General features: G+C 71.3%; 14 protein-coding genes. 7 read left to right on the top strand and 7 right to left on the bottom strand.

Features of this window, described 5'->3' with window-relative positions:
* Positions 1-3 precede the first annotated feature (3 nt).
* Positions 4-744 (top strand): LON peptidase substrate-binding domain-containing protein, encoded by a 741-nt coding sequence (locus ACFY6S_RS08670; protein ID WP_388820517.1) that lies wholly within the window; start codon positions 4-6, stop codon positions 742-744.
* Positions 745-761: 17 nt separating this feature from the next.
* Complete coding sequence (ybaK, locus tag ACFY6S_RS08675) at positions 762-1,271, top strand: Cys-tRNA(Pro) deacylase (protein WP_388820520.1); 510 nt, start codon at positions 762-764, stop codon at positions 1,269-1,271.
* 18 nt (positions 1,272-1,289) lie between these two features.
* Here ybaK and ACFY6S_RS08680 read toward each other — a convergent pair whose 3' ends face one another.
* From ACFY6S_RS08680 to ACFY6S_RS08695, 4 genes are all read right to left on the bottom strand, one after another.
* Entirely contained in the window at positions 1,290-2,039 is a 750-nt protein-coding gene (locus tag ACFY6S_RS08680) for an ABC transporter permease (RefSeq protein WP_388820523.1), read from the bottom strand.
* 34 nt (positions 2,040-2,073) lie between these two features.
* Positions 2,074-2,910: an ABC transporter permease gene (locus tag ACFY6S_RS08685; protein ID WP_388820526.1), complete on the bottom strand. Its 837-nt coding sequence runs from the start codon at positions 2,908-2,910 to the stop codon at positions 2,074-2,076.
* A gap of 157 nt (positions 2,911-3,067) precedes the next feature.
* On the bottom strand, positions 3,068-4,039 hold the full coding sequence (locus tag ACFY6S_RS08690) for an ABC transporter ATP-binding protein (RefSeq protein ID WP_388821552.1): 972 nt from the start codon (positions 4,037-4,039) through the stop codon (positions 3,068-3,070).
* A 112-nt stretch (positions 4,040-4,151) separates the two neighbouring features.
* The gene (locus tag ACFY6S_RS08695; protein WP_388820530.1) at positions 4,152-5,465 is read right to left on the bottom strand and encodes an NYN domain-containing protein; all 1,314 of its coding nucleotides are present in this window, start codon (positions 5,463-5,465) and stop codon (positions 4,152-4,154) included.
* 277 nt (positions 5,466-5,742) lie between these two features.
* On the opposite strand from ACFY6S_RS08695, the gene ACFY6S_RS08700 reads away from it, so the two are divergent.
* The gene (locus tag ACFY6S_RS08700) at positions 5,743-5,922 is read left to right on the top strand and encodes a hypothetical protein (protein WP_388820533.1); all 180 of its coding nucleotides are present in this window, start codon (positions 5,743-5,745) and stop codon (positions 5,920-5,922) included.
* 90 nt (positions 5,923-6,012) lie between these two features.
* Here ACFY6S_RS08700 and dnaE read toward each other — a convergent pair whose 3' ends face one another.
* Positions 6,013-9,549 carry a DNA polymerase III subunit alpha gene (gene dnaE / locus ACFY6S_RS08705; protein WP_388820536.1) on the bottom strand — a complete coding sequence of 1,179 codons (3,537 nt, stop codon included), beginning with the start codon at positions 9,547-9,549 and terminating at the stop codon, positions 6,013-6,015.
* 270 nt (positions 9,550-9,819) lie between these two features.
* On the opposite strand from dnaE, the gene ACFY6S_RS08710 reads away from it, so the two are divergent.
* The 3 genes from ACFY6S_RS08710 (at position 9,820) to ACFY6S_RS08720 (ending at position 12,805) form a co-directional block, all read left to right on the top strand.
* Entirely contained in the window at positions 9,820-11,184 is a 1,365-nt protein-coding gene (locus ACFY6S_RS08710; protein WP_388820539.1) for a DUF2252 domain-containing protein, read from the top strand.
* A gap of 62 nt (positions 11,185-11,246) precedes the next feature.
* The gene (locus tag ACFY6S_RS08715; RefSeq protein ID WP_388820542.1) at positions 11,247-11,930 is read left to right on the top strand and encodes a hypothetical protein; all 684 of its coding nucleotides are present in this window, start codon (positions 11,247-11,249) and stop codon (positions 11,928-11,930) included.
* A 59-nt stretch (positions 11,931-11,989) separates the two neighbouring features.
* Positions 11,990-12,805: a DsbA family protein gene (locus tag ACFY6S_RS08720; protein WP_388820545.1), complete on the top strand. Its 816-nt coding sequence runs from the start codon at positions 11,990-11,992 to the stop codon at positions 12,803-12,805.
* Between the two features lie 75 nt (positions 12,806-12,880).
* Here ACFY6S_RS08720 and ACFY6S_RS08725 read toward each other — a convergent pair whose 3' ends face one another.
* On the bottom strand, positions 12,881-13,450 hold the full coding sequence (locus ACFY6S_RS08725) for a dienelactone hydrolase family protein (RefSeq protein WP_388820548.1): 570 nt from the start codon (positions 13,448-13,450) through the stop codon (positions 12,881-12,883).
* A 47-nt stretch (positions 13,451-13,497) separates the two neighbouring features.
* On the opposite strand from ACFY6S_RS08725, the gene ACFY6S_RS08730 reads away from it, so the two are divergent.
* Positions 13,498-14,652 (top strand): mechanosensitive ion channel family protein, encoded by a 1,155-nt coding sequence (locus tag ACFY6S_RS08730; RefSeq protein WP_388820551.1) that lies wholly within the window; start codon positions 13,498-13,500, stop codon positions 14,650-14,652.
* 71 nt (positions 14,653-14,723) lie between these two features.
* Here ACFY6S_RS08730 and ACFY6S_RS08735 read toward each other — a convergent pair whose 3' ends face one another.
* Positions 14,724-16,310 carry a Na+/H+ antiporter gene (locus ACFY6S_RS08735; RefSeq protein WP_388820554.1) on the bottom strand — a complete coding sequence of 529 codons (1,587 nt, stop codon included), beginning with the start codon at positions 16,308-16,310 and terminating at the stop codon, positions 14,724-14,726.
* Positions 16,311-16,420 lie beyond the last annotated feature (110 nt).

Below are 16,420 nucleotides of genomic sequence, written 5' to 3' on the forward strand. Positions count from 1 at the left end.
GTTGTGACCACCGCACGCCTCCCTCTCTTCCCGCTGAACGCGGTGCTGTTCCCGGGCCTCGTCCTGCCGCTGAACGTCTATGAGGAGCGTTATCGCGCGATCATGCGCGAGCTGCTCAAGACGGACGAGTCCGAACCGCGCCGCTTCGCCGTGGTCGCCATCCGCGACGGGCACGAAGTCGCGGTCACCGCGCCGGGGATGCCCGACGGGAACGCGCCGCCCGAGCGCGGCCCGGCGACCGGCTTCGGCCCCGATCCCCTCGCCGCCTTCCACCCGGTGGTGTGCATCGCGGACACCGCCACCATCCGCGAACGTCCCGACGGCAGCTTCGAGGTGGTCGCCACCGGCACCACCCGGGCCCGGCTGCTGTCGGTCGACGCGAGCGGTCCGTATCTGACGGGCGAGCTGGAGGAGTTGCCCGAGGAGAACGGCGAGGACGCCGGCGCGCTCGCCGAGGGGGTGCTGCGGGCGTTCCAGAGCTACCAGAAGCGGCTGGCCGGGGCGCGGGAGCGCTCGCTGTCCAGGAGCGACGAACTGCCGCACGAGCCCTCGGTGGTCTCCTACCTGGTCGCGGCGGCTGCCGTGCTCGACGTGCCGACCCGGCAGCGGCTGCTGGAGGCGCCCGATGCCGCGGAGCGGCTGCGCGCGGAGCTGAAGCTGCTGCGTGCCGAGACGGCGGTGATCCGCCATCTTCCGTCGCTGCCGGCGGTGGATCTGACCCACGCGCCGACCAGCCTCAACTGACGCGGAGAGACAGCGCCTTGGCGAAGAAGACGAGGAAGCAGCAGACCGGCGGGACGCCGGCGACGGTCGCGCTGACCGCCGCGGGCACGGCGTACACCCTGCACACGTACGAGCACGATCCCGCCTCCCCCTCCTACGGCGAGGAGGCGGCCCGGGCGCTGGGCGTGGCGCCCGAGCGGGTCTTCAAGACGCTCGTCGCGGACGTCGACGGCGAACTCACCGTGGCGGTCGTCCCGGTGGCCGGCTCGCTCGACCTGAAGGCGCTGGCGGCCGCGGTCGGCGGCAGGCGCGCCGCGATGGCCGATCCGGCGGCGGCGGAACGCACGACGGGGTATGTGCGCGGCGGCATCTCGCCGCTGGGCCAGCGCAAGCGGCTGCGTACGGTGGTGGACGCGTCGGCCGGCGGTCACGCGACGGTCTGTGTCTCGGCGGGCCGCCGGGGCCTGGAGGTCGAACTGTCCCCGGCGGACCTGGCGTCCCTCACCGGAGCGACGCTGGCGCCCATCGGCCGGGCGTCCCTTCCGTAGGAGGCGTCGGCGGGGGAGTCAGCCGCGCGGCTCGCCCTCGCCGGGCCCCCGGGGTGCCGGGGATGCCTCGGGCGCGGGGGACGCGTCGGGCGCGTGGGGTGCCTCGGACGGCTGGGGCGCGTGGGGTGTCCCGTACAGCGGGGCCGGGCCCCAGTCCCACTCCGGTTCCGGATCGCGCGGTCCGAACAGGGCGGTCAGCGCGAGATGGACCACCATCGCGGCGACCGGCCAGGCCAGCAGGGCACCTTTCGCGTTCAGTTCGAGCGGCGCGTCGAAGGTGACGCCCTTGCCGACCGCCCTGGCGTGCGCCACCACGTCCGACGTAGGGCCCAGCCAGGCGCCGAACTTCCAGGCCAGCACCGACCCCAGCACACCGCCCACCGCGAGCCCGGCGACGATCGCGATCCCGCCGCGCCGCCGGAAGAGGAAGACCAGCACCGCGCTGAGCACCCCGAAGCCGAGGGCCAGCAGCAGGAACGTGCCGTCCGCCGCGATGGCCTCCTCACCCTCCGTGTCCTTCAGGAAGACCGCCGTGTCGTCCGAGATCAGCGGGACGCGGGGCGCCAGCCACATCCACAGCGCGCCGAGCGCGAGACCCGCCAGCACGACCGCCACCAGCACCGTCACGCCCTGCCGCAGCTCCGCCCTGACGTCGAAGTCGCCCTCCGTGTCCGCTTCGGCCCCGGCGCGGGGGGACGACCCGGGCGGCGGCGACTGCCAGGGGTCGTCGTGCGGCGGTTGGTGGGGAGGCGTCAGCGGTGCGGTCACGGTGCCATCGTGCCAGGCCGGGTGGCCGGCCGCCTCATCGGACCGCCGCCCGCCGGTAGGCCCACGTCGCCACCGCCAGCGAACAGACGCCGACGGCCGCGCAGACACCGAGGTCGAGGGCGACCGCGGACCAGTCGGGGTGCATGTCGAACGTACGGGCGAAAGCCTCGACGCCGTAGGTGGAGGGCAGCAGATCACGCGCGTACCCCACCGGCCCCGGCAGCCGTTCCGCGGGCAGCACGCCCAGCAGCAGCGCCGCCGACATCCCCAGCTGCCCGAGGAGCGTGGCCAGCTCCGGGCGGGGCGCCAGCAGACCGCAGGCGGCACCGAGACCGGCGAGGGCCGCGCCGGAGAGCGGGATGACCGCCACCAGCACCCACAGATGCGTCAGCGGCAGCTGGAACAGCACGCTGCCGGTGACGGCGGTGACCAGGGTGCCGGGCACGGTGAAGGAGGCGTACGCCCCCGCCGCCCCCAGCACCACGGCGGCCGGCGGCACGGGCAGGGTCGCGTAGTGGTCGAGGCCGCCGCTCGCGCGCAGCTGACCGAAGTACTGGGCGAGCAGATTGAGCGCGACGAACGCCACCACGAGCACGCTCGACCCGGCGACCACCGCCCGCGCCTCGCCGCCCCCGTCGACGACCCCGCGCATCAGGATCATGATCCCGACGGACTGGAAGGTCGCCACGAAGAGGAGTGGGATCCGGGCGACCCGCGCCCGCGACAGCTGCGCGCGGTAGACGGCGGCGAGCGAGGGCAGCAGCCGCGCGCGCGGGGCGAGCGGCGCGGGGGCGCCGTCCGCCGTCCCCTGGGTGGTGTCTCGGGCGGTCCGGATACTCCCGGACACGGCCTCCGCAGGCACGATGCTCACCTGGCGCTGCTCCTGTTCGGTACGTTCGCTGTGGTCGGTGCGGCACAAGCGCCGGGCCTGGCCCGTACGCCCGGCGCGCCGGATACCTCGGGTACGTCGCGTGCTCCGGACGGGGTCACGCGGGCGCGGGCCGGCCGGACCGCCGCCGTCCGCGCGCTCATGCCTTCACCAGCCCCTGCGTCCGGCCGCCCAGCGCCAGATAGACATCCTCCAGGCTGGGCGTCGCCAGCGTGAAGTCGTCCAGCGCCGCGAACGCCGCCCCGCCGGTCACCGCCGCTACCGCGGCCCGCGCCTCGTCCGGCGCGAGCCGCAGCACCCAGCGGCGGCCCGACTGCTGCGCGGACGGGCGCAGCGCCGCGACCTCGGGGACGTCGAGCGGGGCGTGCTCGCGCCACACGAGTTCCACCCGTACCTCGTTCGCGACTTCCTGTTTGAGGCCCGCCGGGGTGTCGCAGGCGATGACCCGGCCCCGTTCCAGGACGGCGACCCGGTCGAGGACGGTCTCGGCCTCGATGACGTTGTGGGTGACCAGCAGCACGGTCGCGCCGTGCTCGGCGCGCCGCCGGTCCACGGCCGTCCACACCGCGCGCCGTGCGACGGGGTCCATTCCGGTGGTGGGCTCGTCCAGGACGAGGACGGGGCGCTCCCCCACCAGCGTGGCGGCGAAGCACGCCAGCCGCCGCTGCCCGCCGGAGAGCTTCTTCAGCGGCCGGCCGGCGATCTCGGTCAGCCCCAGTTCCGCGAGCACCTCGTCCCGTTCGGCCCGGGCCGCCCTGAGCGTCAGCCCGCGCAGCCTGCCGGTGGTCTCGGCGGCCAGCGAGACCGTCAGTTCGTCGAGGGCGCTCGACTCCTGGCCGAGATAGCCGATGAGCCGGGCGGCGCGCTCGGGGTGCCGCACGAGATCGTGTCCGAGGAGTTCGACCTCGCCGGAATCGGGGCGCATCAGGCCGGTGAGCTGCCGTACGAGGGTGGTCTTGCCCGCTCCGTTGGGGCCGAGCAGACCGAAGATCTCGCCGCGCCGCACTTCGAGGGAGATCCCGTCGGTGGCCCGCACCGCCGGTGTCCCGGGGGCCCCTCGGCCACCGCGCGCGGCGGGGTACGTCTTGACCAGATCGCGCACCACACACACCGTACTCACGAGCAACGACCTTACGGGTCCCCGAGGTCGCGCCGGGCGGCGGGGCGGGCGGCGCGGCCGGGACCGGCCGGGACCCGGTCACCGGCCGGGGGCGGCGTCCGGGTCAGGAACCGGGGGCCACGTTGACGTTCTCCGCCGCCCGTACGTCGATCTCGCGCCAGAACCCGGCACGGATCGCGTACCGGTCGTGCTCGTCGATCTGGTCGTCCTTGTGGGCCAGCAGCCCGAACCGCGCCGCGTACCGCAGCAGTTCGCCGTCGATGCGGTGCGGGACGCGCGGGTACATGACGGACAGCTTCTGCACATGGCCGGTGTCCGGCAGCCGTGCCATCCAGCGGCGGGCGAAGACCTGCCCGACCTCGAACGGGTCGCCGCCGACGGTCGTGATGTCCTCCTCGCGGTCGGCCCAGCGCTGCTCGGCGCTGGTGAGCTGGGCCAGCGTGGGGAGGGACGCCGTCTCGGGCGGTTCGCCCGCCGCGGTGGGGCCGGGGCGCTCGATCCAGCCCCGGTCGGAGGACCAGCGGAGCGTCGCGCCGGCCGGAATCCGGTCGGACCTGACCTCGGCCGGCGGGGCGGCGCCGGGGGCGCGCAGCCCCGCCAGGTCCTTCGGGGTGGGCACGCCTTTCGTACCGGCGGCGGAGACGGGGTGGGGCTCGGCGGTGCGTCCGGTCTCGGGCGGCGTGGCCCGGCCGTCGCGCCCCTCCCCGGCGGCCCGTGCGGCGCGTTCGGCACGCTCGGCGCGTTCGGCGCGCTCCGCGCCCTCGGCCGCCGTGGCGAGCGCCGACTCGGGTAGCGGCGCGGAGAGGATCGCCGCGATCTCGGGGCGCGGGGCGGGCGGCGGCGGGCAGATCCCGCCCAGGTCCTTGGCGCGGACGGCCTTGGTGATCCAGACCCGGTCGAGCACGCGCCGCTCGTCGGCCTCGGCGACGAGGTCCTCGGACTGGTTGTAGTCGCCGTCGGCTGCCTGGACGGCCCACAGGTGGACGGCGACGCCGTGCTCCTTGGCCGACATCAGGCCGGGCAGCAGATCGCCGTCCCCCGTCACGAGCACCACGTCCGAGCAGGCCCGGTTCCTGGCCAGCTCGGTCAGCTCCGCGTGCATCGCGGCGTCGACGCCCTTCTGGGCCCAGCGCCCGTCGCTGCGGGTGAGCGCGCCGAGCCGTACGGTGACCCGGGACATGACGCGCAGCCGCCGGTGCTCGGGCTGCGGCACCCGGTCGGGAGCGCCGTCGAACCAGTAGATGCGGAGCAACGGCTGTTCGGTGTCGGCCTCGGCCCGCTCCCGCAGGCCCTGGATGAGCGCGGCGTGGTCGACCGTGATGCGGGAACGGGCCGGTTCTCCGGCGAGGAGACTCGCGGCGGCGCCCAGCAGATAGCCGGCGTCCACCAGGACGACGCAGCGGTCCACGTGTTCCACCTTCTTTCGGGAACCTCGGGCTTTCGGGAACCTCGGGATCGGGAGGATCGGGATCGGGAGGATCGGGTGAGGATGAGTTACTGCGGGTTTCCTTCGAGTCTGCCCGAAGGCCGGTGCCTTGCGGTCCGGAACTCGATCATCGGCGTGGCGTATTACCGTCCGGACGCCTGACGAGGCACCACTACACACGGCAATGATCCAAAATGCGGCCTTTAATGGGCTATGTGAATCTGAGGACGGTCCCCGCCCCGCAGAATCACCCGCAGGAGGCATCGCCATGGCCAAGCACAAGAATCGCGATCGTAGCAATAAGCAGCATGCCCGTTCGGAGTCCGAGCGCGGTAACGAGGATTCGAAGTCCTCGTCCATGGAGGACCGCGCGGAAGATCGACTGTCGCACATAACGCCGTCGGATGTGGCGCAGAAGGGCCGGCAGAAGCGTTTCGGTCACAACTGACGACGCTCCGGACGTACGAAGCGAGGGGTGCGCCCCGGTCGGGCGCACCCCTCGCTTTCCGTACACCCCCCCGCCGGGGGCCGGCGATCTCTAGCCGGCCAGGCAGGACGGGCCGAGGAGGACCTTCAGGTCGCCGAAGAGCGCCGGGTCGGGCTGGACCCGGTGCCGGTCGAGCCGCAGGACCGTGGTCTTGCGAGCCCCCTGGAGCTTGATCCGTACCTCGGAGTTGCCCCGGTGGTGGCTGAGGATCTCACCGAGCCTGCTGACCATCGGCGGGGTGAGCTTCACCGTGGGGATGGTGATGGTCACGGGGGCGTCCGTGCCGGCGGACGACACGTCGGGCACCTGGAGCTCCATCGCGACGAGCCGGGGAACGTCCTCGCGCTTGTCGAGGCGGCCCTTGACGAAGACGACGGTGTCCTCGACGAGCTGGGTGGAGACCAGCTGATAGGTGGCGGGGAAGAACATGCACTCGATGGAGCCGGCCAGGTCCTCGACGGTGGCGATGGCCCAGGCGTTGCCCTGCTTGGTCATCTTGCGCTGGAGGCCGGAGATGATGCCGCCGATGGTGACGACCGCGCCGTCGGCGTGCTCACCGCCGGTGAGCTGGGAGATCGCCGCGTCGGACTTGTCGGACAGGACGTGTTCGATGCCGAAGAGGGGGTGGTCGGAGACGTAGAGGCCGAGCATCTCGCGCTCCTGCGCGAGCAGATAGGACTTGTCCCACTCGATGTCGGAGAATTCGATGTCGAGCCCGAAGCCCGGTTCCGTCGATTCCTCGTCGCCGCCGCCGAAGAGGTCGAACTGCCCCTCGGCCTCCTTGCGCTTGACCGCCACGACATTGTCGATCATCGGCTCGTGGTGGGCGACCAGTCCCTTGCGGGTGTGGCCCATCTCGTCGAACGCCCCGGCCTTGATGAGCGATTCCACGGTGCGCTTGTTGCAGACGACCGCCTCGACCTTGTCGAGGAAGTCGGGGAACGTCGCGTATTTCCCCTTCGCCTTGCGGCAGCGGATGATCGAGTCCACCACGTTCTGCCCGACATTCCTGATGGCCGTCAGACCGAACAGGATCACATCGCTGCCCTGCGCAGCGAAGTTCGACTGCGACTCGTTGACATTGGGCGGCAGCACCTTGATGCCCATACGCCGGCACTCGTTCAGATAAACGGCCGACTTGTCCTTGTCGTCCTTGACCGAGGTCAGCAGCGCGGCCATGTATTCGGCGGGGTAATTCGCCTTCAGATACGCGGTCCAGTAGGTGACCAGGCCGTACGCGGAGGAGTGCGCCTTGTTGAACGCGTATCCGGCGAACGGCACCAGTACGTCCCACAGGGCCTTGATCGCCGCGTCGGAGAAGCCGTTCTTCTTGGCGCCCGCCTCGAAGAGGACGAAGTTCTTGGCCAGTTCCTCGGCCTTCTTCTTGCCCATCACACGGCGCAGGATGTCGGCCTCGCCGAGCGAGTACCCGGCGACGATCTGGGCGGCCTTCTGCACCTGCTCCTGGTACACGATCAGGCCGTAGGTCAGCCCGAGGACCTCCTTGAGGGGCTCCTCCAGCTCCGGGTGGATCGGGGTGATCTCCTGGCGGCCGTTCTTGCGCTCCGCGTAGTTCGTGTGCGAGTTCATGCCCATCGGGCCCGGCCGGTAGAGGGCCGAGACGGCGGAAATGTCCTCGAAGTTGTCGGGCTGCATCTGGCGCAGCAGGGAGCGCATCGGGCCGCCGTCGAACTGGAAGACGCCGAGCGTGTCACCGCGGCAGAGCAGTTCGTACGTCTTGGGGTCGTCCAGCGGCAGGGAGAGCATCTCCAGGTCGATGCCCTTGTTGGCCTTCACCATCTTGACGGCGTCGTCCATGATGGTCAGGTTGCGCAGGCCGAGGAAGTCCATCTTCAGCAGGCCGAGCGACTCGCACTGCGGGTAGTCCCACTGCGTGATCGTCACACCGTCGGTGTGCCGGACCCAGACCGGTACGTGGTCGGTGATGGTCTCGCTGGACATGATCACGCCGGCCGCGTGCACGCCCATCTGCCGGACCAGGCCCTCCACACCCTTCGCGGTGTCGATGACCTTCTTGACGTCCGCCTCGTTCTCGTACATCCCCCGGATCTCGCCCGCCTCGCTGTAGCGCGGGTGCTTGGGGTCGGTGATGCCGTTGAGGTCGATGCCCTTGCCCAGGACGTCGGCGGGCATGGCCTTGGTGAGCCGGTCGCCCATGGCGTACGGGTAGCCCAGGACGCGCGCGGAGTCCTTGATCGCGTTCTTGGCCTTGATCTTGCCGTACGTACCGATCATGGCGACCTTGTCCTCGCCGTACTTCTCGGTGACGTACCGGATGACCTCGCCGCGCCTGCGCTCGTCGAAGTCGATGTCGACATCGGGCATCGAGATGCGCTCGGGGTTGAGGAACCGCTCGAAGATCAGCCCGTGCTCGATCGGGTCGAGGTCGGTGATGCCCATGGCGTACGACACGATCGAACCGGCGGCGGAGCCGCGGCCGGGGCCGACCGCGATGCCGTTGTTCTTCGCCCACATGATGAAGTCGGCGACCACGAGGAAGTACCCCGGGAAGCCCATGTCGATGATGATGCCCATCTCGTACTCGACCTGGCGCATCCGGTCTTCCGGGACACCGTTCGGGAAGCGGCGGGCCATGCCCCGCATGGTCTCCTCGCGGAACCAGGAGACCTCGGTGAAGCCCTCGGGCACATCGAACCTGGGCATCAGGTTCCGCTCCTGGAACCAGCCCTCCGGGTCGATCTGATCGGCGACCAGGCGGGTGTTGGCGCACCCCTGCTGCCAGGCGTCGGAGGAGTCGACGGCGTACATCTCGTCGGTGGACTTGAGGTAGTAGCCGGTGCCGTCGAAGCGGAAGCGGTCGGGGTCGGAGAGGTTCTTGCCGGTCTGGATGCACAGCAGCGCGTCGTGGGCGGTGGCCTCGTGCGCGTACGTGTAGTGGGAGTCGTTGGTGACCAGCGGCGGGATGCCGAGCTTCTTGCCGACCTCCAGGAGGCCGTCGCGCACCCGGCGCTCGATCTCGATGCCGTGGTCCATCAGCTCCAGGAAATACCGGTCCTTGCCGAAGATGTCCTGATAGTCCGAGGCGGCCTGCACCGCCTCGTCGAACTGGCCGAGCCGCAGCCGCGTCTGCAGTTCGCCCGAGGGGCAGCCGGTCGAGGCGATCAGCCCCTCGGACCACTTCGCGATGGTCTCCTTGTCCATCCGGGGCCACTTCTGGAGCCACCCCTCCTTGTACGCGTCCGAGGAGAGCCGGAACAGGTTGTGCAGCCCGGTGCTGTTGGCCGCCCAGATCGTCTTGTGGGTGTAACCGCCCGAACCGGACACGTCGTCGCGCTTCTGGTGCGGCTGCCCCCACTGGACCTTCCGCTTCAGCCGCCGCGACTCCGGCGCCACGTACGCCTCGATCCCGATGATCGGGGTCACCCCGGCCTTCTTGGCCTGATGGAAGAAGTCGTACGCGCCGTGCAGATTTCCGTGGTCCGTCATCGCGATGTGCGACATGCCCATCTCTTTGCACGCGTTGAACATGTCCCCCAACCGCGCGGCACCGTCCAGCAGCGAGTACTGGGTGTGCACGTGCAGGTGCGTGAAAGGCGGCTTGGTCACGGCGGGGGCCTCCAACGAGCGGACGACACGGTGTTTCCCCGGGAGCGACCTCCGGGGCCCCCGTGCCGAGAGCGGCCCGGGGGGACAGCTGGGAAGTCTACGTCTCGGCGGTGACAGTCGACGGGCACTCGCGGGAGGCGCCGGGCGTTGCCCCTGCGAGGGCGCCCCGGCGTCCCCGCGCCCGGCCGGGCCGCGCCGCTCACGGCTCCGTCCGCGTACCCCATGTCTTTGTTGTCACATCTACGCCATCTCTACAGGAGGCACCCAGCGATGTCGGTCCCGCGACCCGTGGAAGCAGCTGACGAGGAGCGCGGCGAGGAGATCCTCGCCGTCTTCGACACGGCGTTCGGTGAGCTGCTGGCGGCGGACCCAGCGGCCTTCCGGGTGAAGTTCCGGAAGATGGCGGCCTCGGCCTTCGCCTTCTACCGGGGCACGGCCGGTCTCTTCTACAGCGATCTGGAGCGGGAGCGCGCCGGCTCGGCGGGGGCCGGCCCCTTCCTCGACGAGCGCACCGCCCGGGTGTGGATCCACGGCGATCTGCACGCGGAGAACTTCGGTACGTACATGGACGCGAACGGGCGGCTGATCTTCAACGTCAACGACTTCGACGAGGCGTACGTCGGCCCGTTCGTCTGGGACCTGAAGCGCTTCGCCGCCTCGCTGGCGCTGATCGGCCACACCAAGGCGCTCAGCGACGGGATGATCACCGAACTGGTGGAGACCTACGCGGCCGCCTACCGCGAGCGGATCCACGCCCTGGCGACCGGCGCCAAGGACGACGAGGTGCCGCCCTTCACCCTGGACACCGCGCGGGGACCGCTGCTCGGCGCGCTGCGCTCGGCGCGCTCGCGCACCCGCTTCGGGCTGCTGGACTCGATGACCGAGATCAGGGAGTTCGAGCGGCGCTTCGCGCCCGACGGCGGCACCGTCGAGCTGGACGCGGCCACCCGGTACAAGATCCTGGCGGCGTTCGACGGCTATCTGGAGACACTGCCCGAGTCCAGCCTGAGCCGCCCCGACTCCTACCGCGTGAAGGACGTCGTGGGCCGGCGCGGCATCGGTATCGGCTCGGCGGGGCTGCCCTCGTACAACATCCTCCTGGAGGGCAACAGCGACGCCCTGGAGAACGACGTGGTCATCTACCTGAAGCAGGCGCAGATCCCGGCGGTCTCCCGGCATGTCACCGACCGGGCCGTACGGGAGTACTTCCTGCACGAGGGGCACCGTACGGTCATCTCGCAGCGGGCCCTCCAGGCGCACGCCGACCCCTGGCTGGGCTGGACCGAGCTGGACGGGGCGGGGCAGCTGGTCGCGGAGGTCTCGCCGTACGCCGTGGATCTGGACTGGTCGGACCTGGACGACCCGGAGGAGATCGCGACGGTCGTCGCCGACCTCGGCAGGGCCACGGCCACCATGCACGCGGCGGCGGACGACGAGAGCGGCCACTCCCTGGTGCCGTTCTCCACGGAGCGGGCCATCGACGCGGCGATCGCGGCCGACGAGGAGGGCTTCGGGGCGCTGCTGGTGGACTTCGCCCACTCCTACGGGGCGCGGGCCAGGGCGGACCACCGGATCTTCGTGGACCTGTTCCGCAACGGCAGGCTGGAGCCGGGGCCCGTGCCCCGGGTCCGCTGAGGCACGGGCCTCCCACCGTCTTTAAGGACCGTTTACCGGGACGCATGGCACACTCGGCGGCGATGGACATATCAGGGACGCGGCTCAGAGCGGCGCGGGCAGCACTCTTCACGGCACTGGTCGTGACGCTGTCCGCGGGCTCGCACGTGCTGCTCTCCCGCGTCCCGCTGCCGCTGCCCCTGGTCGCCGTCCTGTGCGCCGCGGTGTTCCCGCTCGCCTACGCGGCGGCGGGCCGTGAGCGGGGCTTCTGGCGGATCTCCGCCCTGCTCGTCCCGCTGGAGCTGGCCGCGGACACCCTCTTCACCAGCGGCCAGCACGTCTGTTACGGCGCGGCGGGCGGCCCGGTGGCGGGGCCGCTGCGCTCGGTCGGCCTCGACGTGCTGTGCGGGGGCGGGCTCGGGGCGCCGCTGCCCGGTGTGGTCCGGGGCGACTCGGCCGCCTCGGCCCTGCTGAACTCCCCGGACCCGGCCCTGCCCTGGCTGCTGCTCGGCGCCCATGTCGCGGTCGGGCTGTTCGCCGCCGCCTGGCTGCGGCACGGCGAGGCCGCGCTGGCCGGTCTCGTACGAGCGGCCGGCGCCGCCGCCTTCCGCCCGCTGCTGATCGCGGTCGCGGCGGCGGGCACGGTCCGCGGGGCGCCGCGTCGCGCGGCCCGGCCGGCCGGCCGGCCGCGTGTCTCCCGTACCCGGCTCCTGGTGCACTCCGTAGGACGGCGGGGACCGCCCGGGCCCGCGCTCGGCACCGTCTGAGCCTCCCGGCCGTCCCCCTCCCGTACGCAGCACTACGTCATCAACCGGAGTGAACCAGCATGAGCGCACGCAACAACCAGTCCAACAAGGCCGCGGCCCGCGAGCGGCTGCGCCAGGAGCGCGAGCGGCAGGCGAAGAAGGACAAGGTCCGCCGCCAGGTCGTCGTCGGGGTCTCGGCGGTCGCGATACTCGCGATAGCCGGCGGCGTCGGCTACGCGGTCGTCCAGGCGAACAAGCCCTCGCACTGGGAGGCGATGAAGGACGAGAAGACCGTCGTCGCCCCGAAGAACACCACGGGCACGAACGGCACGACCGTCGTCATCGGCAAGTCCGACGCCAAGAAGACGCTCGAACTGTACGAGGACTCCCGCTGCCCGGTCTGCGCGCAGTTCGAGCAGACCGTGGGCGAGACCGTCCACAACGGCATCGACGCGGGCAAGTTCAAGATCAAGTACGTCGGCGCGACCTTCATCGACAACTCCGACAACGGCACGGGCTCCAAGAAGGCCCTGTCGGCGCTGGGCGCGGCGCTCGATGTGAGCCCCGAGGCGTTCCTGGAGTACAAGACGGCGCTCTACTCCACGAAGTACCACCCGGAGGAGACCAGCGACAAGTTCGCCAAGGACAGCTATCTGATCGAGGTGGCCGACTCGGTGAAGGCGCTCAAGGACAACGCGGCCTTCCAGAAGAACGTCAAGGACGGCACGTACGACGCCTGGGCGATGAAGATGTCCGCCGCCTTCGACAAGAGCGGGGTGCGGGGCACTCCGGCACTGAAGATGGACGGCCAGAAGCTCACCACCGAGGGCAGCGACGGCCCGCCCATGACGGTGGCCGACTTCAACACGGCGCTGGACAAGGCGCTGAAGGGCTGACCGGGGAGCCCCCGGCCCCGGCGGCGCGCGTCGGCGCCGGGGCCGGGGCCTGGACGGCCGCCGTCCCGACGGCTCCTACAGGGAGTCGATGAAGGCGAGAGCGGTCCGCCAGGTCTCCTCGGCGGCCGACTCGTCGTAGTCGGGCAGCTCCCGGTCCGTGTACAGGTGCCCGGCCCCCGGATAGCGGTAGACCTCCACGTCGGCGCCCGCCCGCCGCATCTGGAGGTACCAGGAGTTCAGCCAGTCGTGCGACTCGAAGGGGTCCGGGTCCGCGACGTGCAGCTGTACGGGCAGATCGTCGACGGACGCGCTCTCCGCGATGTCGGACGTGCCGTGCATCAGCAGCAGCCCGCGCGCCTTCGCGTCCCCCAGCGCCAGGTTCTGCGCGATGGAACCGCCGAGCGAGAAGCCCACGTACACCAGTCCGCGCTCGGAGTAGGGGGCGGCGGCCAGCACCGCGCGGCGCAGCAGCTCCTCCTTGCCGATCCGGTCCTTCAGCTCCCTGCCCTCCTCCGCGCTGGAGGCGGTTTGTCCCTCGAAGAGGTCGGGCACGCGCACCTCGTGCCCGGCGGAACGCAGCAGGTCGGCCGCTTCCCGCACCGCGGGGCGCAGACCGTAGACCGAATGGAAGAGCATGATGTCCATCCGGACATCCTGCCAGTCCGCCCCGACCGGAACCCATCGAGGGAGTCATGGACCACCTACTGCGCCCGCTGATCGTCTTCGGGGGCTCCGTCCTGCTCACGCTGACGCTCGGCTGGACCGTGGACCTGCTGTTGCGCCGCATGGACGGCCGCCATCCGGAGACCCCGCTGTGGGGACTCCTGCGCCGCTGCCGGCTGCCGCTGCAAGTGCTGCTGCTCACCAGCGCGCTGCGCGGCACCTACCGCCAGACCCGGTGGACGTTCATCGAGGCGCACCACGGGGCCATCGGCCAGGTGCTGTCGCTGGTGCTCATCAGCGCGGGCGCGTGGCTGGTGCTGCGGATCGTGTCGGCGGCGGTGGAGTCGACGTACGCCCGCTACGCGTCCTCGACCCGGGACCCGGCCCGGCTGCGCCGGGTCCGTACCCAGGTGACGCTGATCATGCGGATCGTGACCGCCGTCGTGGTGGTGGTCGCGGTGGCCGCGATACTGCTCACCTTCCCGGACATGCGGGCCGTCGGTACGTCGATGCTGGCCTCGGCGGGCATCATCGGCATCGTCGCCGGTGTCGCCGCGCAGTCCACGCTGGGCAATCTCTTCGCCGGGTTCCAGATCGCGTTCGGCGACATGGTGCGGATCGGCGACACGGTGGTGGTGGACGGCGAGTGGGGCGTGGTCGAGGAGGTCACGCTGACGTTCCTCGCCGTGCGGACCTGGGACGAGCGGCGCATCACGATGCCCGTGTCGTACTTCACCAGCAAGCCGTTCGAGAACTGGTCGCGCGGCGGGGTCCAGATGAGCGGCACGGTCTTCTTCCAGCTGGACCACTCGGCGCCGATGCGGCTGATGCGCGAGCGGCTGCACGAGATCCTGCTGGAGTGCCCGGCCTGGGACGGCAGGACATGGAGCCTGGCCGTCACGGACACCACCCCGACCACCATCGAGGTGCGCGCGGTGGTCACGGCCAAGGACGCGGACGACATCTGGACGGTGCGCTGCGCGGTGCGCGAGCAGCTGATCGACTGGCTGGTGCGGCACCATCCGTACGCCCTGCCGAGGATCGCGATGGAGCCGGGGGCGGTGCTCCCCGCCCCGCGCGGCGGGCGCGCCGCGGCGAACGGGAGCGGTACGGAGGGTACGGGGGCCGGGGACCCCGCCGACCGCGAGGAGGCCACCGAGCAGCCGCCCACGGGCCGGGGCTGACGGCTCGTCCCGGAGCCCGGAGGCCCCCCCGGAGCCGCGGTCCCGGAGCCCGGAGGGGCGTGCGCGGGCCGTCAGTGCATGGAGCGCACGTCCAGCTGGCGCAGCACCCGGTCCACGACCTCCGGGTCGGAGCCGAGTTCGTTGCGCGCGGAGAGGACCTCGTGCCGGGCCGCCGACATCATCTCGCGCTGGATGCGCTGGACGACCTTGACGCGTTCGACCCGGGTGGCGACCCATTCCCGGCGTTCGTCGTCGGCGAGGTCGGGACTGATCCGCAGCCCGATGTCGACGGCTCCGCGCAGCAGCCGCTCGCTGATGTCCTCCGGGAGCTCCTCGACCTCCTCGATCTCCTTGAGCCGGGCCTTGGCCGCCTTGGCGGCGCGGACCGCGAGGGAGTGCTCCAGCTCGTGCTCGGCGTTGCTGTCGGCCCGTACGCCGAGCTTCCTCACCAGCCAGGGGAGGGTGAGGCCCTGGATGACGAGCGTGGCCATGATGACCGCGAAGGCGATGAAGATGATCTCCTCGCGGCCGGGGAACGGCTCCCCGCTGTCGGTCTCCAGCGGAATGGCCAGGGCCAGTGCGACGGACGCCACCCCGCGCATCCCGGCCCACCACATGACGACGGTCTCGCGCCAGCTGGTGGGGATCTCCTCGTCGTAGTCGCGCAGCTTGTGCATCCGCGTGGCGAGCCAGGTGGCGGGCAGCAGCCAGAGCAGGCGTACGAAGACGACGACCCCGACGACCGCCGCGCCCCAGCCGAGCATCTCCCCCGCCCGGCCGTTGGCGGCGCCGAAGGCGTTGTGCAGTTCCAGTCCGATGAGCCCGAAGGCGACCCCGGTGACGAGCGTGTCGACGACCTCCCAGAAGGAGTTGCCCGCGAGCCGTCCCATCACGTCGTCGGCGTCCGCCGTGTGCGTGGCGAGGAAGAGCGCGATGGTGAGGACGGCGAGGACGCCGGAGCCGTGCAGCTCCTCGGCGAGGACGTAGGCGACGAACGGCACCAGGAGCGAGAGCCCGATCTGGAGGGTCGCGTCGCCGAGCAGCGACATCAGCTTGTTGGTGAGCCAGCCGAGCGCGAGCCCCATCGCCACCGCCACCACGGCGGAGAGCACCAGCGAGCCGACCGCGCTGGGCCAGGAGAACGTTCCGGAGACGGCGGCGGCGATCGCCACGTGGTAGAGCACGATGGCGGTGACGTCGTTGAAGAGTCCCTCGCCCTCCAGGATCGACACCAGCCGCCTGGGCAGCCCGAGCGAGCCGGCCACCGCGGTCGCGGCCACCGGGTCGGGCGGCGCGACGAGGGCGCCCAGCGCGACGGCCCCGGCGATCGGCAGTCCCGGCACGATGGAGTTGGCCACCGCCGCCACGGCCGCCGTGGTCACGAAGACCAGCGCGACGGCCAGCAGGAAGATGGGCCGCAGATTCGCCGTGAACTGCCGCCAGGAGGTGCGTTGGACCGCCGCGTACAAGAGGGGCGGGAGCAGCAGCGGCAGGATGAAGTCCGGCGGCACCTGGACGTTGGGTACGAACGGCAGCAGCGCCAGGACGACGCCCACGATCGTCATCAGGACCGGCGAGGGCAGCCCCAGCCGGTCCCCCAGCGGCACGGTCAGCACCGCCCCGAGCAACAGCACGATCAGCAGTGCCAGCTGGTCCACGGTGGGCCCTCCGGTGGTCGAAAGCCTTGACGGCAGACTTGGGTGATCAAGGGCTCAAGCCTGCCATGGGCTCCGACCGAATCAGGCCAGGGGGTGGCCGGAAGTGGCCG

The sequence above is a fragment of the Streptomyces sp. NPDC012835 genome (assembly GCF_042900885.1).
Taxonomy (GTDB): Bacteria; Actinomycetota; Actinomycetes; order Streptomycetales; family Streptomycetaceae; genus Streptomyces.